This is a genomic window from Pseudomonas sp. LABIM340 (genome assembly GCF_040017195.2).
Lineage (GTDB): Bacteria > Pseudomonadota > Gammaproteobacteria > Pseudomonadales > Pseudomonadaceae > Pseudomonas.
In genome coordinates this window covers 1,951,143-1,967,357 of record NZ_CM200227.1, presented here as the reverse complement: position 1 = coordinate 1,967,357, position 16,215 = coordinate 1,951,143, and the positions used below count along the sequence as shown (strand labels likewise).

Below are 16,215 nucleotides of genomic sequence, written 5' to 3'. Positions count from 1 at the left end.
GGGCATGGCCCGCTCCTACAAAAAGCGCTGCATCTGAGTCTTGTACTGCTGCCCGTCCCGCCACTAAGGTCACCGCTCTTTCACCGAGCGAGCACGACATGGACAGCCTTCGCCACCACCCCAGCGCCTTCCACGTTACCCACTGGAGCGACGACCCGTTCAGCCGTGGCGCCTACAGCACCCTGCTGCCCGGTGCGACGCCAGAGCATCGGCGACGTTTGGGTGAAGCGCTGGGCGGCAAGCTGGTGCTGGCCGGCGAGGCCTGCAATCCCGTCGCCCCGGCCATGACCCATGGCGCCTGGAACGATGGCCTGCGCGCCGCCGAAGTCGCCATTGAAAATGGCGCCCGCCGGGTACTGGTGATCGGTGCGGGCTTCGCCGGGATTGCCGCCGCACGACGACTGCGCGAAGCCGGGATCGACTGCGTGGTGCTGGAAGCCCGCGAGCGCATCGGCGGCCGCGTCCACAGCATTTCCCTGGGGCCGGTACGGGTGGACGAAGGCGCCGCCTGGCTGCAGCACTTCGACGACAACCCGCTGGCCGCCCACGCCCAGTATCTCGGCCTGCCGTTGCGGGAAACCGATTTCGGGCAGCCCCTGGCTGCGGCGGCGGATGGCCCGGTGCCCGACATCGATGCGGCCTGGGAAGCCCTGCGCGCCGGGATCGACCTCAGCCTGCCACTGGCGGAAGGTGTCGCGCGCTATCTCGAAGATCGCGATGAGCCAACCCGCCGCGCCACTCGTTTCGCCCTGGACGCCAACCTGATCCTGGAGGCCTGCCTGCCGCTGGAATCGCTGTCGGTCGATGCCCTCGACGAAGAAGGCGTCGGCGCCGGCGACCGCTTCCTGCCGCAGGGTTATTCACAGCTGGCGGCGCATCTCGCCGATGGGCTGGATATCCGACTGAACCAGCCGGTGACGGCCATCGACTGGTCCGGCGAGCAGGTGCGGGCAGGTACTGAAAGCGCCGACTTCTGCGTCTGCACCGCGCCCATCGGCGTGCTGCGCGATATCCGCTTCACCCCGCCCCTGCCGGCGGCGCAGCAGGGTGCGCTGGCGCACCTGGGCATGGGTCGGCTGGAGAAGGTGGTGCTGCAGTTCGACCAGCGCTGGTGGCCGGTATCGCCGTCGGGTTACCTGCGCTGGTACGACACGCCGGCCAGCTTCGGCGAGTGGCTGGACCTCACCGACGCCGTGGGCACGCCGACGGTTGCCGGGCTGATCGCGGCGGATGCGCTGGAGCGGGTATTTGCGGGGCGCAGTGACGAGGAGATTGCCGTCGCAGCCTGTGAAGCCCTGCAGGCATGGGCAGATGCAGTGCGGAGCGCGCAGTTGTAAGAGCGCGCCATGCGCGCGATCGCGGGCATGGCCCTACCCGATACTTCTGCGCCCTGATCGGCCCTCACCCTAACCCTCTCCCAAAGGGAGAGGGGACCGTTCGGTGCAGGATGAAAATATGACTTCAGCCGGCGCGATCTATCCCCTCTCCCTGAGGGAGAGGGCTGGGTGAGGGGGAAAAGTCGGCACAAACTTGCCGGAAAGAAGACAGTTGCTCCTACAAGGGGCACCGAGCGGTGGGTTACAACCCCTCCAGCGTCAGATCGACCAGCCGCTCGACATAGGCCACGTCCAGCTCCTCGCCGGAAAACAGGATGCGGTACACCAGCGGCGCCATCAGCCGGTCGACGATGCGGTCCAGCTCCGGCAGCGGCTCGCCGCGCTCCCTGGCACGCAGCAGGATGATGTCGAACTGGCCGCAGGCGATCGCCATGCAGCGCCCGGAGCAGCCGCCACCGGCAGCCAGCAGGTCAAGCACCACCGCGCGGCCGGGCACCGAGGCGGTTTCCTCCATGTACTGCTCGCCCCACGCCAGCAGGTCGCCGCGCAGGCTGCCGGTGTCCGCCGGCTCGGCATCGGGGCGGATGCGCTGCAGGGCAACGTCGCCGAGCAGTTCGTTGAGATCGCCCCAGCGCCGGTAGATGGTCGACGGCGTGACGCCGGAACGGGCAGCAATCAGCGGCACCGTCAGTTCCGAGCGGTCGCGCTCCTCCAGCAGCTCTGCCACGGCCTTGTGTACCGAGGCCTGCACCCGCGCGCTGCGGCCGCCCGGTCGAACACCCTGATTGATTGCCATAAGCACCTTAAAGCAAAGAATTTGCTTTTATCCGAAAACGGGTCCAGCATCTCGCAAAAGCAAAATCTTAGCCTTTGCGAGCTGAATCATGGCACACACCCAATCGAAAAGCGCGTCCGGCTTCTCACCCCAGGCCTCCGCCTGGCTGCTGACGGCCATCCTCATGGCCTTCCTCGCCGCCGCTGCTGCACCCACGCCGCTGTATGCGCTGTACCGCGAGTCCTGGCACTTTTCCCCGGCGCTGCTGACCCTGGTGTTCAGCATCTACGCGGGCGGCCTGATGCTGGCGCTGCTGGTGTTCGGCTCGCTGTCCGACCACCTCGGCCGGCGCCCGGTGATCCGCGCTGCGCTGATCCTCGAGCTGCTGGCGATGGCGGTGTTTCTCTACGCCAACTCGGTGGAGCTGCTGATCATCGCGCGCCTGCTGCAGGGCTTTGCCACCGGCATCGCCACCAGCGTGCTGGGCGCGGCGATGCTGGATATCGACCGCGAGCGCGGCCCGCTGATCAACAGCGTGGCGCCCATGCTCGGCATGGCCATGGGCGCGCTGGGCAGCAGCACGCTGGTGCAGTTCGGCGCCGATCCGCTGCATGAGGTCTACGTCTGGCTGCTGTCGGTGTTCGCCCTAGGCATCGTGCTGCTGCGCTGGCTGCCGGAAAGCATCAGCCGGCAGCCCGGCGCACTGGCCTCGCTGAAGCCGCGCATCCGCATTCCCCCGCAGGCGCGCCGCGCGTTCTGGAGCGTGGCGCCGCTGAATGCCAGCCTCTGGGCGCTGGGCGGTTTCTACCTGTCGCTGGGGCCGACGCTGGCGCGGCAGGTCACCGGCCTGCAGGTGCCGATGATCGGTGGCGGGCTGGTGTCGCTGCTGTGCCTGTGCGGCGCGCTGGCGATCTTCGCCCTGCGCAATCAGCCGGCAGCGGTGATCCTGCGCCGTGGCGGTCTGGCGCTGATCATCGGCCTGCTGATCACCCTGCTAGGTGTGGACAGCGGCAACCTCTGGCTGTTCTTCCTCGGTACCGCGGTGGCCGGACTCGGCTTCGGCGGCGCCTTCCTCGGCGCGCTGCGCTCGGTGGTGCCGCTGGCCCACGCCCACGAGCGCGGCGCGCTGATGGCGAGCTTCTACGTGCTCAGTTACCTGGCCTTCAGCGTACCGGCGATCCTCGCCGGGCTGGCGATCCAGCGCTACGGCCTGATCGCCACCACCAACGGCTATGCCAGCCTGCAGATTCTCGCGGCCTCGCTGGTCCTGCTGCTGTCCTTGCGCGCGCCTGCCGCACAGAACGCGCAGGCCTGAGTCAGATCGTTCGCAGGAAGTCGTAGAGCCCGCGTACCGCCGGGTGCTCCAGCGCCTGGGCGGAATGGCAGAGGCCGATGCGGCGGATCGGCAACGGCAGGTTCAGCGTGCCGCTGCGCACCGTCGGCGCACCGGCCAGCAGAGATGCCGGCAGGATCGCCGCGCCCACCCCCGCGCTGACCAGCCGCAGCGCCAGGTTCAGCGTGCTGGCCTGCGCGACCACCGGCACGCTGCCATAAGCCGTCATCAGGCGCTGATGGGACGGATGCGTCGGGCAGGTGATCCAGCCGCTGCTCTGCGCATCCTCCACGCCCGGCGGCAACGCCAGCACGTACGGGTCCTCCCAGACCGGTACGAAGAGTTCGTCCTCGCAGCAGAATTCCTCCACCGCCAGCCGCGCATCGCCCACGCAGCCCTCCTCCAGATGCAGCAGCAGATTGGGCACGGCCTGCTGTGCGAGGGTGACGAAACGTTCGACCTGCTCGGCGCTGACGTCCCCTTCCACACCCAGGTGCAAGGGTTGGCGTGCCGAGGCTTGGCGGAACATGTTGCGCAGGCCGTCAGCTTCGGCCAGCAAGGCGCGGGCGCGGGGATACAGCGCACGAGCCGCTTCGCTGACTTCTACCCCGCGCGCCTGGCGCAGGAACAGCTCGGTGCCCAGCGCCTCTTCCAGCTGGCGGATGGTCACCGACAACGTCGGCTGGCTGACGAACAGGCGCTGGGCGGCGCCGGTGATGTTGCGTTCTTCGAAGACCGCGACGAAGGCGGCCAGCTGTCGGATATCCATAGATAAACCCGATACCAGGCACAGGAATAAGCCATTTTTCAGGCGTAATACCGCTCAATATACTTCACTGCATCGTTCAGTCATCCAGATTTCCGATAGCAGGAGAATTCCCATGAGCAAGCCCCTGATCATCGTCACCGGCGCCAGTTCCGGTATCGGCGAAGCCACCGCCCGCCTCTTCTCCCAGCAGGGCCACCCGCTGCTGCTGCTCGCCCGCCGCATCGAGCGCCTGGAGGCGCTGCAACTGCCCAACGCGCTGTGCCGTGCCGTGGACGTAACCGACCGCGAGGCGCTGCTGGCCGCCGTGGCAGAGGCCGAGAAGCGCTTCGGCCCGGCCGACGCGCTGGTGAACAACGCCGGCGTGATGCTGCTGGGCAACATGGTCGAGCAGGACCCGGCCGAGTGGGAGCGCATGCTCGACGTCAACGTGAAGGGCCTGCTCAACGGCGTGCACGCCGTGCTCAAGGGCATGGTGGAGCGCAACCACGGCACGCTGATCAACGTCAGCTCGGTGGCCGGTCGCAAGACCTTCCCCAACCACGTCGCCTACGTCGGCACCAAGTTCGCGGTGCACGCGATCTCCGAGAACCTGCGCGAGGAAGTCGCGGCGCACAACGTCCGCGTCGTCACCATCGCACCCGGCGCGGTGGAGACCGAACTGCTCAGCCACACCACCGACGAGGCGATCAAGAGCGGCTACCAGGACTGGAAGCGCGAGATGGGCGGCAAGGTGCTCAGCGCCGAGGACGTGGCCAATGCGATCCGCTACGCCTACGACCAGCCGCAGGGCGTCTGCATCCGCGAGATCGTGCTGGCGGCGACGCGGCAGCAGGCGTGATCGACGCGGACCTTGTCCGCGATCGCGGGCATGGCCCGCTCCTACAGGGGGTCCGAGGAAAACTCCACCGTAGGATGGCGTGGAGCGAAGCGATACCCATCGATCCGTGCGAATCAGCAGCATGGGTATCGCCTAGGCTCCACCCATCCTACGGGAGCGGTAGTCCCGATCAGCCCAGCTGCCGCGCCGCCCAGCGGCGGTACTGCTTGGCCCGGCGCAGCGTGCGCCACTGTTCCATCACCAGCGTGCGCCACGGCGAAGCCTGCGGGTTGGGCGCGCGGCGGGCGCCGATACGGTGCAGCTGCAGCTTGACCAGCGCCATGTAGGCCAGCGCCGCCAGCGGCTTGGAACGCCAGCGGATCGCCGGCAGCTCCGGCTGGGTCTGGCTGCCGCGCTGCCAGTGCAGCACCAGTTGCGGCTCCAGCGCCAGGGCGGTGCCGATGCCGACCATCTCCAGCCCGCTGTCCAGCACCTGCTCCGCCACCGGCAGGCGACGGATGCCGCCGGTAACCATCAGCGGCATGCGCGCCGCTTCACGCATCTCACGGGCGAATTCGAGGAAGTACGCCTCCCGCGCCAGGGTCCGGCCGTCGCGGGCATCGCCCTGCATGGCCGGTGCCTCGTAGCTGCCGCCGGACAGCTCGACCAGGTCGACCTTCTCGTCGTTCAGCCACTCGATCACCTGGCGCGCGTCGCTGGCGTCGAAGCCGCCGCGCTGGAAATCGGCGGAGTTGATCTTCACCCCCACGCAGAATTCCGGCGATACCTCGGCGCGCACCGCGCGGACGACTTCCAGCAACAGCCGTGCGCGGTTCTCCAGCGAGCCGCCCCAGCGATCCTGGCGCTTGTTGGCCAGCGGCGAGAGGAACTGGCTGAGCAGGTAGCCGTGCGCCGCGTGAATCTGCACGCCAGTGAAGCCAGCCTGTTCGGCAAGCTTGGCCGCGCGGACGAAGCGCTGGATCACCTCGGCAATATCACCTTCGGTCATCTCGCGGGCAACGGCGAACAGCTTGGAGAACTTGCCCATTTCCAGCGGCACCACCGACGGCGCGATGGCGCCCTGGCCGAGGTTGGTCTGCACCTGGCGACCGGGATGGTTGAGCTGCAGCCAGAACTGCGCGCCACGGGAGCGGCCGATGCGCGCCCATTCGCGGAAGCGCTCAAGATGCCGGTCGTTTTCCAGCACCACGCCACCGGGGCCGGTCATGGCGCGGCCGTCGATCATCACGTTGCCGCTGAGGATCAGACCGACGCCGCCGTCCGCCCAGGCCTGGTAAAGGCGCAGCAGCGCGGCCGAAGGCGCCTGGTCGGCATCGGCCATGTTCTCTTCCATGGCGGCCTTGGCAATACGGTTGGGGACTTCGCCGCCGTTGGGCAGGCGCAGGGGTTGGAAGGGCGACATGGCGGGACTCCGTGATTGTCCGGGTGGTTGTGGCTGCGGCGAGGTTAAGTTTAAAGTTCACTTCAAGGTCAAGCCCCTTTCGGAGCCCAGCATGAAAATCGGTGAACTGGCCAGCCTCAGCGGCCTCGCGCCCTCGCGCATCCGCTTCTACGAAGCCAGCGGGCTGATCGCGCCGGCGCGCCGGCTGGCCAACGGCTACCGCGCGTACCCGCCGGAAACCCTCGACCTGCTGGAAATCATCCGCAGCGCCCAGCAGACCGGCTTCAGCCTGGAAGAAATCCGCAGCCTGCTGCCGCATTCCAACCCCATCGAGAACGGCCACGGCGAACTGGTCGCCGGCCTGCGCCGCAAGGTCGCGGAGATCGAGGTGATGGAGCAGCAGTTGCGGCAGAACCGCGAACGCCTGCTGGCGGTGATCGACGGCATCGAGAACAAGCCCGAGGGTATGGGCTGCCAGGCCAATGCCGAGCGCATGCTGGCCGAGATGCGCGAGCGAAAAACCAGAAGCCACCCCGCCAAACCTGCAGGAGCGGGCCATGCCCGCGACGAGCGGACAAAGTCCGCTGCTGCAGCGAAGCGCCCTGCCCCCACCGAATCCTGATTTCGCGCTCCGGCCGCCGGCCGGTCCGTTACGTGGTCGCGGGCATGGCCCGTTCCTACAGAAACGTAGGGCGCATAACCTGGAACAGGTTATCTGCCGCCCCCCCCCCCGGAACGGCGGACAACGCTGGCGCGTTATGCGCCCTACAGTTGCGTCCCCTTCCCCAGCGCTATTTCCAGCCTTCCAGGCGCAAGGTCGCCCGCACCAGCCGCTGTTCCTCCTGCTCGATCTCCCGCAGGTTGTCGCGCACGCTGTGGATATGTTCACGGGCGGCGCGCTGGGCCTGTTCCGGCTGGCGTTCGCTGATGGCGCGGTGCAGCCGTGCGTGCTGGCGGTCGATCTGGCGCTTCTGCGGCGGACGGTTGTAGAGATTGTTCACCGAGGCGAACACGGTGCTGAGCATCAGCTCGTTGAGCGACTGCAGCGTATGCACCAGCACCGGGTTGTGCGAGGCCTCGCTGATCGCCTGGTGAAAGGCATGGTCGCGCCGCGCATGCTCGCGCGGGTCCACCGGTTGCGGTTCGTCGTAGGCAGCGTGCATCTCCTCGAAGCGCCGGCCGATCAGTACCAGGTCGGCCTCGGTGGCGCGCAGCGCGGCCAGGCGCGCGGACTCCCCTTCCAGCAGCGCGCGAACTTCCAGCAGGTCGTAAAGCGTGCGCGGTTGTGAGCGGAACAGATGCAGCAGCGGCGACACGTCCTCGGCGCCGGTCAGGTCGGCAACGAACGAACCGCGCCCCTGCTCGGTATCGACGATGCCGCGTCCGCGCAGTGCGCGCAGCCCCTCACGCAACGCCGAACGCGAGCAGCCGAGCTTCTCCACCAGACGCCGCTCCGAGGGCAGCGCCTGGCCGACCTTGAGCACACCATCGACGATCAGCCGTTCGATCTTCTCCGCCACCTGGTCGGCGACGCGCGGCTTGCCCTGTGCATAAGTCGTCATTGGTGTTCTCCGCAACTGGTAGGACCAGCTGAGACTGGCCTGCATGGATGCGAAGAACACTAGCTGTCAGGACAGGGCCTTTCCAGTGGGCGCCCGCGCAAGAACTGGTAGGACCAGTGCCGATGCCAGTGGACGCCGCCTGACCAGCGGTCGCATTTTCAGCGTGCCGTGGCTCCACGCGACCGCTTGCCGGGCGTGCACAACAACAAGATCAGAGCACCGTCAGCCTATGAATATCCTCTACGACGAGCGCGTCGATGGCGTGCTGCCTGCCGTCGACAAGTCCGCCCTGCTGGCCGAGCTGCGCGCGGCCCTGCCCGACCTCGAACTGCTGCACCGCGCCGAAGATCTCAAACCCTACGAATGCGACGGCCTCTCCGCCTACCGCACCGTGCCCATGCTGGTGGCGCTGCCCGAGCGCATCGAGCAGGTGCAGGCGCTGCTGAAACTCTGCCATGCGCGCAAAGTGCCGGTGGTGGCGCGCGGCGCGGGCACCGGGCTGTCCGGCGGCGCGCTGCCGCTGGAGAAAGGCATCCTGCTGGTGATGGCGCGCTTCAATCGCATTCTCGAAGTCAATCCACAGGGGCGCTTCGCCCGCGTACAGCCCGGCGTGCGCAACCTGGCGATCTCCCAGGCCGCCGCGCCCCACGGCCTGTATTACGCGCCGGACCCATCCTCGCAGATCGCCTGCTCCATCGGCGGCAACGTCGCCGAGAACGCCGGCGGCGTGCATTGCCTCAAGTACGGCCTGACCGTGCACAACCTGCTCAAGGTGGACATCCTCACCGTCGAGGGCGAGCACCTGACGCTGGGCAGCGACGCCCTGGACAGCCCCGGCCTCGACCTGCTGGCGCTGTTCACCGGTTCCGAGGGCATGCTCGGCATCGTCACCGAAGTCACCGTCAAGCTGCTGCCGCGTCCGCAGGTAGCGCGGGTGCTGCTGGCCAGTTTCGATTCAGTGGAAAAGGCCGGCCGTGCGGTGGCCGAGATCATCGCCGCCGGCATCATCCCCGGCGGGCTGGAGATGATGGACAACCTGTCGATCCGCGCCGCCGAGGACTTCATCCACGCCGGCTACCCGGTGGACGCCGCGGCCATCCTGCTGTGCGAACTGGACGGTGTGGAAGCCGACGTGCAGGACGACTGCGAGCGCGTCGACGGCGTGCTGCGCGCGGCCGGCGCCACCGATGTGCGCCTGGCCTGCGACGAAGCCGAGCGCGTGCGCTTCTGGGCCGGGCGCAAGAACGCCTTCCCGGCAGTCGGGCGTATTTCCCCGGACTACTACTGCATGGACGGCACCATCCCGCGCCGCGAGCTGCCGCGCGTACTGCACGGCATCGCCGAGCTGTCGGAGGAGTTCGGCCTGCGCGTGGCCAACGTATTCCATGCCGGCGACGGCAACATGCACCCGCTGATCCTCTTCGACGCCAACGTGGACGACGAGCTGGAACGTGCCGAGGCCATCGGCGGGAAAATCCTCGAACTCTGCGTGGCGGTGGGCGGCAGCATCACCGGCGAGCACGGCGTGGGGCGCGAGAAGATCAACCAGATGTGCGCGCAGTTCAACAGCGACGAGCTGACCCTGTTCCACGCGGTGAAGGCGGCGTTCGACCCGGACCGCCTGCTCAACCCCGGCAAGAACATCCCGACCCTGCACCGCTGCGCCGAGTTCGGCGCGATGCACGTGCACCACGGCCAACTGCCCTTCCCCGACCTGGAGCGCTTCTGATGCCCGACGCCAGCAGCGAACTGCTCGAGCAGGTGAACCAGGCGCTCGCCACACGCACGCCGCTGCGCATTCGCGGCGGCGACAGCAAGGCCTTCCTCGGCTGCCCGGTGGAAGGAGTGGAGCTGGACACCCGCCCGCACAGCGGCATCGTCAGCTACGACCCGACCGAACTGGTGCTCACCGCCCGCGCCGGCACGCCGCTGGCGGAGATCGAAGCGGCGCTGGAGGCTGCCGGGCAGATGCTGCCTTGCGAGCCGCCCCGTTATTCAGCTGCAACCTTCGGCGGCGTGGTCGCTGCCGGGCTTTCCGGCCCGCGCCGGCCCTGGTCAGGCTCGGTGCGCGACTACGTGCTGGGCACCCGGCTGATCACCGGCCACGGCAAGCTGCTGCGCTTCGGCGGCGAGGTGATGAAGAACGTCGCCGGCTACGACCTGTCGCGCCTGCTGGCGGGCAGTTTCGGCTGCCTGGGGGTGATCACCGAGGTCTCGATGAAGGTGCTGCCCAAGCCGCGCATGTGCGCCAGCCTGCGCCTGGAAATGGGCGTCCACCAGGCGCTGGGTGAGCTCGCCGAATGGGGCGCGCAACCGATCCCGATCACTGCCGCCTGCTACGACGGCACCGCGCTGCACCTCCGCCTGGAAGGCGGTGAAGGTTCGGTGTGCTCCGCACGTTTGCGCCTGGGCGGCGAGGAGATCGACAGCGGCTACTGGCAGGACCTGCGCGAACAGCGCCTGGGCTTCTTCGCCGGCCCCGGCACGCTCTGGCGACTGTCGTTGCCCAATGCCACGCCGGCGCTGTCCCTGCCGGGCGAACAACTGATCGACTGGGGCGGCGCGCAGCGCTGGCTGAAGTCCGAGGCGGACGCCGAGCTGATTCGCCACAGCGTCGCCGAAGTAGGTGGCCATGCCCTGCGCTACACACCCGGCGACGACGGCTTCCACCCGCTGCCCGCCGCGCTGCTGCGCTACCACCGCAACCTCAAGCAGCAGCTCGACCCGCAAGGCATCTTCAACCCCGGCCGGATGTACAGGGAGCTCTGATGCAAACCAACCTGAGCGAACAGGCCAGGCACCTGCCGCGCGCCGAGGAAGCCGAGCGCATCCTGCGCTCCTGCGTGCATTGCGGCTTCTGCACCGCCACCTGCCCGACCTACCAGTTGCTGGGCGACGAACTGGACGGACCGCGCGGGCGCATCTACCTGATCAAGCAGGTGCTCGAAGGTGCCGAGCCCAGCGCAAGCACCCGCGAGCACCTGGACCGCTGCCTGAGCTGCCGCAACTGCGAAACCACCTGCCCTTCCGGCGTGGACTACCACAATCTGCTGGACATCGGCCGCGCGGTGGTCGAGCAGCAGGTGCCGCGCACCTTCGGCGAGCGCCTGATGCGCCAGGGCCTGCGCGCCGTGGTGCCGAATGCCGCGCTGTTCGGCGCGCTGGCCAGGGCCGGGCGCACCTTCTACCCGCTGCTGCCGGAGGGCCTGCAAAGCAAGCTGCCGCGCCATCCGCATCCGCCCGTGGAGCGTCCGAAGCCGCGCCACACGCGGCGCATGCTGATGCTCGAAGGCTGCGTGCAACCGGCGCTGTCACCCAACACCAATGCCGCTGCCGCGCGGGTGCTGGATCGCCTCGGCATCAGCGTGATCCCGGCGGCGGATGCCGGTTGCTGCGGCGCCGTGGACTATCACCTGAACGCCCAGGAACAGGGACTGGAGCGGGCGCGGAGGAACATCGACGCCTGGTGGCCGTCGATCCAGGCCGGCGCCGAAGCCATCGTGCAGACGGCCAGCGGCTGCGGCGCCTTCGTCCGCGACTACGGCCATCTGCTGGAGCGCGATGCGCAGTATGCGACCAAAGCCCGGCGGGTCAGCGAACTGTCCCGCGACCTGTCCGAGGTGTTGCGCGACGAGCCACTGGAAGCACTGCACCTGCACGGGGATCGCCGACTGGCCTTCCATTGCCCCTGTACGCTGCAGCACGCGCTGAAGCTCGGCGGCGCGGTGGAAGGCGTGCTCACGAGCCTGGGCTTCAGCCTCACCGCCGTGCCGGACAGCCACCTGTGCTGCGGCTCGGCCGGGACCTATTCGCTGACTCAGCCGGAGCTGTCCCGGCGCCTGCGCGACAACCGTCTGAAGGCGCTGGAGAGCGGCGCCCCGGAAGTCATAGTCACCGCCAATATCGGCTGCCAGACACACCTGGGCGGCGCAGGCCGTACGCCGGTCAGGCACTGGATCGAACTGGTGGAAGAGGCGCTCGCCGATGCGCCATTGGAATCCCTTCAAGGCGAGGTGCAAGCATGCTCAGCAAAGCCGTTCTGACCCAGCAGGAAGTCGGCCGCATCCTTGCCGCCGCACGCACCGAAGCGCAGCGCAATCACTGGGCGGTGTCTATCGTGGTGGTCGATGACGGCGGCCACCCGCTGGCCCTGGAGCGCCTCGACGGCTGTGCCCCGGCCAGCGCCTACATCGCCACCGAAAAGGCTCGTAGCGCGGCACTCGGCCGGCGCGAAACCAAGGGCTACGAGGACATGGTCAACGGCGGCCGCACCGCCTTCGTCACCGCACCGCTGATCACCTCGCTCGAAGGCGGCGTGCCGGTCGTGCTGGACGGCCAGGTGATCGGCGCGGTGGGCGTTTCCGGGGTGAAGGCCGGCGAGGATGCACAGGTCGCCAGCGCCGGAGCGGCAGCGCTTTGAAAGCGCTCACGCGGCCCTGGCGACAGACAGCCACCGGCCGAGTTGTGGTCGTCGCCGGCCTCAAGCGAGCCGGCGGCGACACCCCGAAAAGCTTGCCCGAACCCGCTTTCAGAAGCCCCGCTACGCGCCGCGTTGCGGGGCTTTTTCAATGCCTGCCGGCCCGCGCGCCGCCCGGGCACGCGCCACCTGAAAGAGTTATCCACCGCTGACGCTTTGCCTCCGACAACAACAAGGGACAATCCCCATGCAAACCTGGCAGCAGCTCTATACCCCGCTCGGCAGCCTCGGCCTCTCGGCCCTGGCGGCCCTCGTGCCGATCATTTTCTTCTTCCTCGCCCTGGCGGTGTTCCGCCTCAAGGGCCACGTCGCCGGCGCCATCACCCTGGTGCTCTCGCTGCTGATCGCCATCACCGTCTACCACATGCCGGTGGACAAGGCGCTGGCCTCAGCGGTCTACGGTTTCTTCTACGGGCTCTGGCCGATCGCCTGGATCATCGTGGCGGCGGTGTTCCTCTACAAGCTGACGGTGAAGAGCGGCCAGTTCGAAATCATCCGCAGCTCGGTGCTGTCGATCACCGTCGACCAGCGCCTGCAGGTGGTGCTGATCGGCTTCTCCTTCGGCGCCTTCCTCGAGGGCGCGGCGGGCTTCGGCGCGCCGGTGGCGATCACCGCGGCGCTGCTGGTCGGCCTGGGCTTCAACCCGCTGTACGCGGCGGGGCTGTGCCTGATCGCCAACACCGCGCCGGTGGCCTTCGGCGCGCTGGGTATCCCGATCATCGTCGCCGGGCAGGTGTCGGGCGTGGACGCCTTCAAGATCGGCGCCATGGCCGGCCGGCAGTTGCCGATCCTGTCGGTGATCGTGCCCTTCTGGCTGGTGGCGATGATGGACGGCTGGCGCGGCATCCGCGAGACCTGGCCGGCGCTGCTGGTGGCCGGCGGCACCTTCGCGATCAGCCAGTTCCTCACCTCCAACTTCATCGGTCCGGAGCTGCCGGACATCACCTCGGCGCTGCTGAGCATGGTCTGCCTGACCCTGTTCCTGCGCGTGTGGCAGCCGGCGAACGTGCGCGAGACGGAGTTCTCCAGCATCAACGCCGACGGCACCGCGACGCTCGGCGCGGTCGGTGGTGGTGGCGGGCAGCGCCGGGAATCGCAGTACAGCTTCGGGCAGATATTCAAGGCCTGGTCGCCCTTCCTGATCCTCACCGTGCTGGTGACGATCTGGACCATGAAGCCGTTCAAGGCGATGTTCCTGCCTGGCGGTGCGCTGGAGAACTGGGTCGCGGTGATCGCCGTGCCCTACCTCGACCAGCTGGTGCTCAAGGCCGCTCCCATCGTCGCCAACCCGACGCCGATGCCGGCGATCTACAAGTTCGACCTGGTGTCGGCCAGCGGCACGGCGATCTTCTTCGCCGCGCTGATCTCCATGGCGATCCTGCGCATCGGCGTGAAGAGCGGCGCGACGACCTTCGGCGAGACGCTGAAGGAGCTGAAGTGGCCGGTGCTGACCATCGGCATGGTGCTGGCCTTCGCCTTCGTCACCAACTACTCGGGGATGTCCACGACCCTGGCGCTGGTGCTGGCGGGTACCGGCGCGGCCTTCCCGTTCTTCTCGCCGTTCCTCGGCTGGCTGGGGGTTTTCCTGACCGGCTCGGACACCTCGTCCAACGCCCTGTTCGGCTCACTGCAGGCGACCACCGCGCACCAGCTCGGGGTCAGCGACACGCTGCTGGTGGCGGCCAACACCACCGGCGGGGTGACCGGCAAGATGATCTCGCCGCAGTCCATCGCCGTGGCCTGCGCGGCCACCGGGATGGTCGGGCGCGAGTCGGACCTGTTCCGCTTCACGGTCAAGCACAGCCTGATCTTCGCCGCGTTCATCGGCCTGATCACCCTGGCGCAGGCCTATGTGTTCACGGGGATGCTGGTGCACTGATTCGCCGCCGGAGCTTCGTGTAGGGCGCATAACGCGCCAGCGTTATCCGCCGTGTGCAAGACGGCGGATAACCTGTGCCAGGTTATCCGCCCTACAGGGGGCGGCGATGCTTCAGAAATCCACCTTCCCCCGCCCCGCCTTGATCGCCCCGCGCTTGCTCTTGCCTTCCAGCCGGCGCGTCTTCGAACCCAGCGTCGGCTTGGTCGGCCGGCGCTTCTTCTCCACCTTCGCCACGCTGCGGATCAGCTCCGCCAGGCGGTTCAGCGCATCTTCGCGGTTCTGCTCCTGGGTGCGGTACTGCTGCGCCTTGATCACCACCACGCCGTCGCTGGTGATGCGCTGGTCGCTCAGCGCGAGCAGGCGTTCCTTGTAGAACTCCGGCAGGGATGAGGCGCGCACATCGAAGCGCAGGTGCATGGCGCTGGACACCTTGTTGACGTTCTGCCCGCCAGCGCCCTGGGCGCGGATGGCGTTCAGCTCGATCTCGGCGTCGGGGATCTGCACGGTGTTGGAGATTTGCAGCATGGCTGTCGGAAGAGTCGGAAAGTCAGCAGCATAACGGCTGGCGGTCGGTCTGTCGCCAAGCCGCAACGCAGTGCCGCCCGATGCCCATTCCTGACTTCTGCGTCAATTTTTGTATACGAACTTGTGTACAAGTTTTTCTTGCAATGTCATCAATTCACCATTAGAACCCAGCCTGTCACCGACCGCAGTTCACCCTGCGGGACGCCGGCCCCGAAGCCACAAAAAATAAGAACAACACAGAGGTGCAGCATGGTTTCTTCCGCGATGACGGCCCTTGGCGCCGCCCGCCCCCAACCGCGTTCCAGCCGCCGCCTGAGCACCGGCCGCCGGTTCGCCCTCGGTACCGCGCTGGTGCTCGCCCCGCTGGGCATGGCGCAGGCCGATGACGATCGCTTCTTCGAGTGGACCAGCAACACGCTGGGCTTCCGCTACGGCAAGGGCTTCACCAACCCGAACAACCCGCACGACATCAGCAAGCGCATCTTCAGCTTCAGCCATGCCGACGGTTACCGCTACGGCAGCAACTTCTTCCACCTCGACGTGCTGCAGTCCGACAGCGATGACCCGCGCAAGGGCACCGACAGCGGCAGCAGCGAGGTCTACGGGGTATTCCGCAGCCAGCTGTACGCCTCGCGGGTGTTCGACCTGCCGCAGGGCAAGGGTCTGGTGAAGGACCACGCCTTCACCTTCGGCTTCGACGCCAGCCGCAACAACAACCTCGGCTCGGCGAAGAAGCGCGCACTGGTGTTCGGCCCCACCATCAAGTTCAACGGGCCCGGCGTGCTGGACCTCTCGCTGTTCTACTACCGCGAGAAGAACCACTCCGGCATCCCCAACGTGAAGCACCCGGACCACACCTTCGACACCACCTACATGGTCAACCTGACCTGGCTGCGGCCGTTCCAGCTGGGCGACCACGGGGCGAAGTTCCAGGGCTTCCTGAACTACACCGGGGAAAAGGGCGAGGACTACAACGACAACGACACCGCGCCGGAAACGCTGGTGCGCACCTCGCTGATGTTCGCCACCCTGCCCGGCACCAAGCGCCAGCCGAACCTGTGGCTGGGCGTGGGCTACGAGTACTGGCACAACAAGTTCGGCGTGGACGGCGGACGCGGCACCCGTACCTCGACGCCGACGGTGAACCTCGAATTCACCTTCTGACACGGCGCGAACTGTAGGAGCGCGCCATGCACGCGATCGCGGGCATGGCCCGCTCCTACAGGTTTAATCCGCGTCTTGGCCTATGTTCGCTCGTAGGGCGCATAACCTGGAACAGGTTATCCGCCGGTTCCCGCACGGCGGATAACGCTGGCGCGTTATTCGCCCTACAGAAGCT

At 67.7% G+C, this 16,215-nt stretch carries 15 protein-coding genes; 10 read left to right on the top strand and 5 right to left on the bottom strand.

Going from position 1 to position 16,215, the window contains the following annotated elements; translation table 11 throughout:
- Positions 1-98: 98 nt before the first annotated feature.
- Positions 99-1,337: a flavin monoamine oxidase family protein gene (locus ABKS89_RS09250; protein ID WP_348589536.1), complete on the top strand. Its 1,239-nt coding sequence runs from the start codon at positions 99-101 to the stop codon at positions 1,335-1,337.
- Between the two features lie 241 nt (positions 1,338-1,578).
- On the opposite strand, the gene ABKS89_RS09245 is transcribed toward ABKS89_RS09250, so the two are convergent.
- Positions 1,579-2,133, bottom strand: a complete 555-nt coding sequence (locus ABKS89_RS09245; RefSeq protein ID WP_348589538.1) for a TetR/AcrR family transcriptional regulator — start codon at positions 2,131-2,133, stop codon at positions 1,579-1,581.
- An 88-nt stretch (positions 2,134-2,221) separates the two neighbouring features.
- Here ABKS89_RS09245 and ABKS89_RS09240 point away from each other — a divergent pair, with 88 nt between their 5' ends.
- Positions 2,222-3,427 carry an MFS transporter gene (locus ABKS89_RS09240; RefSeq protein ID WP_348589540.1) on the top strand — a complete coding sequence of 402 codons (1,206 nt, stop codon included), beginning with the start codon at positions 2,222-2,224 and terminating at the stop codon, positions 3,425-3,427.
- Between the two features lies 1 nt (position 3,428).
- Here the strand turns inward: ABKS89_RS09240 and ABKS89_RS09235 are convergent, their stop codons facing one another.
- A complete protein-coding gene (locus ABKS89_RS09235; protein WP_348589542.1) occupies positions 3,429-4,214 on the bottom strand; it encodes a LysR family transcriptional regulator in 786 nt (261 codons plus the stop codon).
- Positions 4,215-4,326: 112 nt separating this feature from the next.
- Here ABKS89_RS09235 and ABKS89_RS09230 point away from each other — a divergent pair, with 112 nt between their 5' ends.
- Positions 4,327-5,052 carry an SDR family oxidoreductase gene (locus ABKS89_RS09230; protein ID WP_138212778.1) on the top strand — a complete coding sequence of 242 codons (726 nt, stop codon included), beginning with the start codon at positions 4,327-4,329 and terminating at the stop codon, positions 5,050-5,052.
- 169 nt (positions 5,053-5,221) lie between these two features.
- Here ABKS89_RS09230 and ABKS89_RS09225 read toward each other — a convergent pair whose 3' ends face one another.
- Positions 5,222-6,454, bottom strand: a complete 1,233-nt coding sequence (locus ABKS89_RS09225; RefSeq protein WP_348589543.1) for an NADH:flavin oxidoreductase/NADH oxidase family protein — start codon at positions 6,452-6,454, stop codon at positions 5,222-5,224.
- A gap of 91 nt (positions 6,455-6,545) precedes the next feature.
- Between ABKS89_RS09225 and ABKS89_RS09220 the strand changes: the two genes are divergently transcribed.
- Positions 6,546-7,055, top strand: a complete 510-nt coding sequence (locus ABKS89_RS09220; RefSeq protein ID WP_348589545.1) for a MerR family transcriptional regulator — start codon at positions 6,546-6,548, stop codon at positions 7,053-7,055.
- Between the two features lie 169 nt (positions 7,056-7,224).
- Here ABKS89_RS09220 and glcC read toward each other — a convergent pair whose 3' ends face one another.
- A complete protein-coding gene (glcC, locus tag ABKS89_RS09215; RefSeq protein ID WP_138212775.1) occupies positions 7,225-7,995 on the bottom strand; it encodes a transcriptional regulator GlcC in 771 nt (256 codons plus the stop codon).
- A 229-nt stretch (positions 7,996-8,224) separates the two neighbouring features.
- Between glcC and glcD the strand changes: the two genes are divergently transcribed.
- From glcD to ABKS89_RS09190, 5 genes are all read left to right on the top strand, one after another.
- On the top strand, positions 8,225-9,724 hold the full coding sequence (gene glcD, locus ABKS89_RS09210) for a glycolate oxidase subunit GlcD (RefSeq protein WP_348589547.1): 1,500 nt from the start codon (positions 8,225-8,227) through the stop codon (positions 9,722-9,724).
- Complete coding sequence (gene glcE / locus ABKS89_RS09205) at positions 9,724-10,764, top strand: glycolate oxidase subunit GlcE (protein WP_348589549.1); 1,041 nt, start codon at positions 9,724-9,726, stop codon at positions 10,762-10,764. Before glcD ends, glcE begins: the two co-directional genes overlap by 1 nt.
- A complete protein-coding gene (gene glcF, locus ABKS89_RS09200) occupies positions 10,764-12,038 on the top strand; it encodes a glycolate oxidase subunit GlcF (protein WP_348589551.1) in 1,275 nt (424 codons plus the stop codon). The genes glcE and glcF overlap by 1 nt, the downstream gene beginning before the upstream one ends.
- Positions 12,017-12,415, top strand: a complete 399-nt coding sequence (locus ABKS89_RS09195; RefSeq protein ID WP_348589553.1) for a heme-binding protein — start codon at positions 12,017-12,019, stop codon at positions 12,413-12,415. The genes glcF and ABKS89_RS09195 overlap by 22 nt, the downstream gene beginning before the upstream one ends.
- A 244-nt stretch (positions 12,416-12,659) precedes the next feature.
- Positions 12,660-14,351 carry a lactate permease LctP family transporter gene (locus ABKS89_RS09190; RefSeq protein ID WP_348589555.1) on the top strand — a complete coding sequence of 564 codons (1,692 nt, stop codon included), beginning with the start codon at positions 12,660-12,662 and terminating at the stop codon, positions 14,349-14,351.
- Positions 14,352-14,462: 111 nt separating this feature from the next.
- Here the strand turns inward: ABKS89_RS09190 and arfB are convergent, their stop codons facing one another.
- Positions 14,463-14,876 (bottom strand): alternative ribosome rescue aminoacyl-tRNA hydrolase ArfB, encoded by a 414-nt coding sequence (arfB, locus tag ABKS89_RS09185; protein ID WP_088416673.1) that lies wholly within the window; start codon positions 14,874-14,876, stop codon positions 14,463-14,465.
- Between the two features lie 369 nt (positions 14,877-15,245).
- Here arfB and ABKS89_RS09180 point away from each other — a divergent pair, with 369 nt between their 5' ends.
- Positions 15,246-16,040: a nucleoside-binding protein gene (locus ABKS89_RS09180; protein WP_348589619.1), complete on the top strand. Its 795-nt coding sequence runs from the start codon at positions 15,246-15,248 to the stop codon at positions 16,038-16,040.
- Positions 16,041-16,215: the final 175 nt, after the last annotated feature.

Coding starts and splice junctions, on each gene's coding strand:
- glcE (WP_348589549.1), top strand. CDS start 9,724: ATGCCCGACGCCAGCAGCGAACTGCTCGAGCAGGTGAACCAGGCGCTC.
- ABKS89_RS09240 (WP_348589540.1), top strand. CDS start 2,222: ATGGCACACACCCAATCGAAAAGCGCGTCCGGCTTCTCACCCCAGGCC.
- arfB (WP_088416673.1), bottom strand. CDS start 14,876: ATGCTGCAAATCTCCAACACCGTGCAGATCCCCGACGCCGAGATCGAG.
- ABKS89_RS09195 (WP_348589553.1), top strand. CDS start 12,017: ATGCTCAGCAAAGCCGTTCTGACCCAGCAGGAAGTCGGCCGCATCCTT.
- ABKS89_RS09250 (WP_348589536.1), top strand. CDS start 99: ATGGACAGCCTTCGCCACCACCCCAGCGCCTTCCACGTTACCCACTGG.
- ABKS89_RS09235 (WP_348589542.1), bottom strand. CDS start 4,214: ATGGATATCCGACAGCTGGCCGCCTTCGTCGCGGTCTTCGAAGAACGC.
- ABKS89_RS09180 (WP_348589619.1), top strand. CDS start 15,246: ATGGCGCAGGCCGATGACGATCGCTTCTTCGAGTGGACCAGCAACACG.
- glcF (WP_348589551.1), top strand. CDS start 10,764: ATGCAAACCAACCTGAGCGAACAGGCCAGGCACCTGCCGCGCGCCGAG.
- ABKS89_RS09230 (WP_138212778.1), top strand. CDS start 4,327: ATGAGCAAGCCCCTGATCATCGTCACCGGCGCCAGTTCCGGTATCGGC.
- glcD (WP_348589547.1), top strand. CDS start 8,225: ATGAATATCCTCTACGACGAGCGCGTCGATGGCGTGCTGCCTGCCGTC.
- ABKS89_RS09245 (WP_348589538.1), bottom strand. CDS start 2,133: ATGGCAATCAATCAGGGTGTTCGACCGGGCGGCCGCAGCGCGCGGGTG.
- glcC (WP_138212775.1), bottom strand. CDS start 7,995: ATGACGACTTATGCACAGGGCAAGCCGCGCGTCGCCGACCAGGTGGCG.
- ABKS89_RS09220 (WP_348589545.1), top strand. CDS start 6,546: ATGAAAATCGGTGAACTGGCCAGCCTCAGCGGCCTCGCGCCCTCGCGC.
- ABKS89_RS09225 (WP_348589543.1), bottom strand. CDS start 6,454: ATGTCGCCCTTCCAACCCCTGCGCCTGCCCAACGGCGGCGAAGTCCCC.
- ABKS89_RS09190 (WP_348589555.1), top strand. CDS start 12,660: ATGCAAACCTGGCAGCAGCTCTATACCCCGCTCGGCAGCCTCGGCCTC.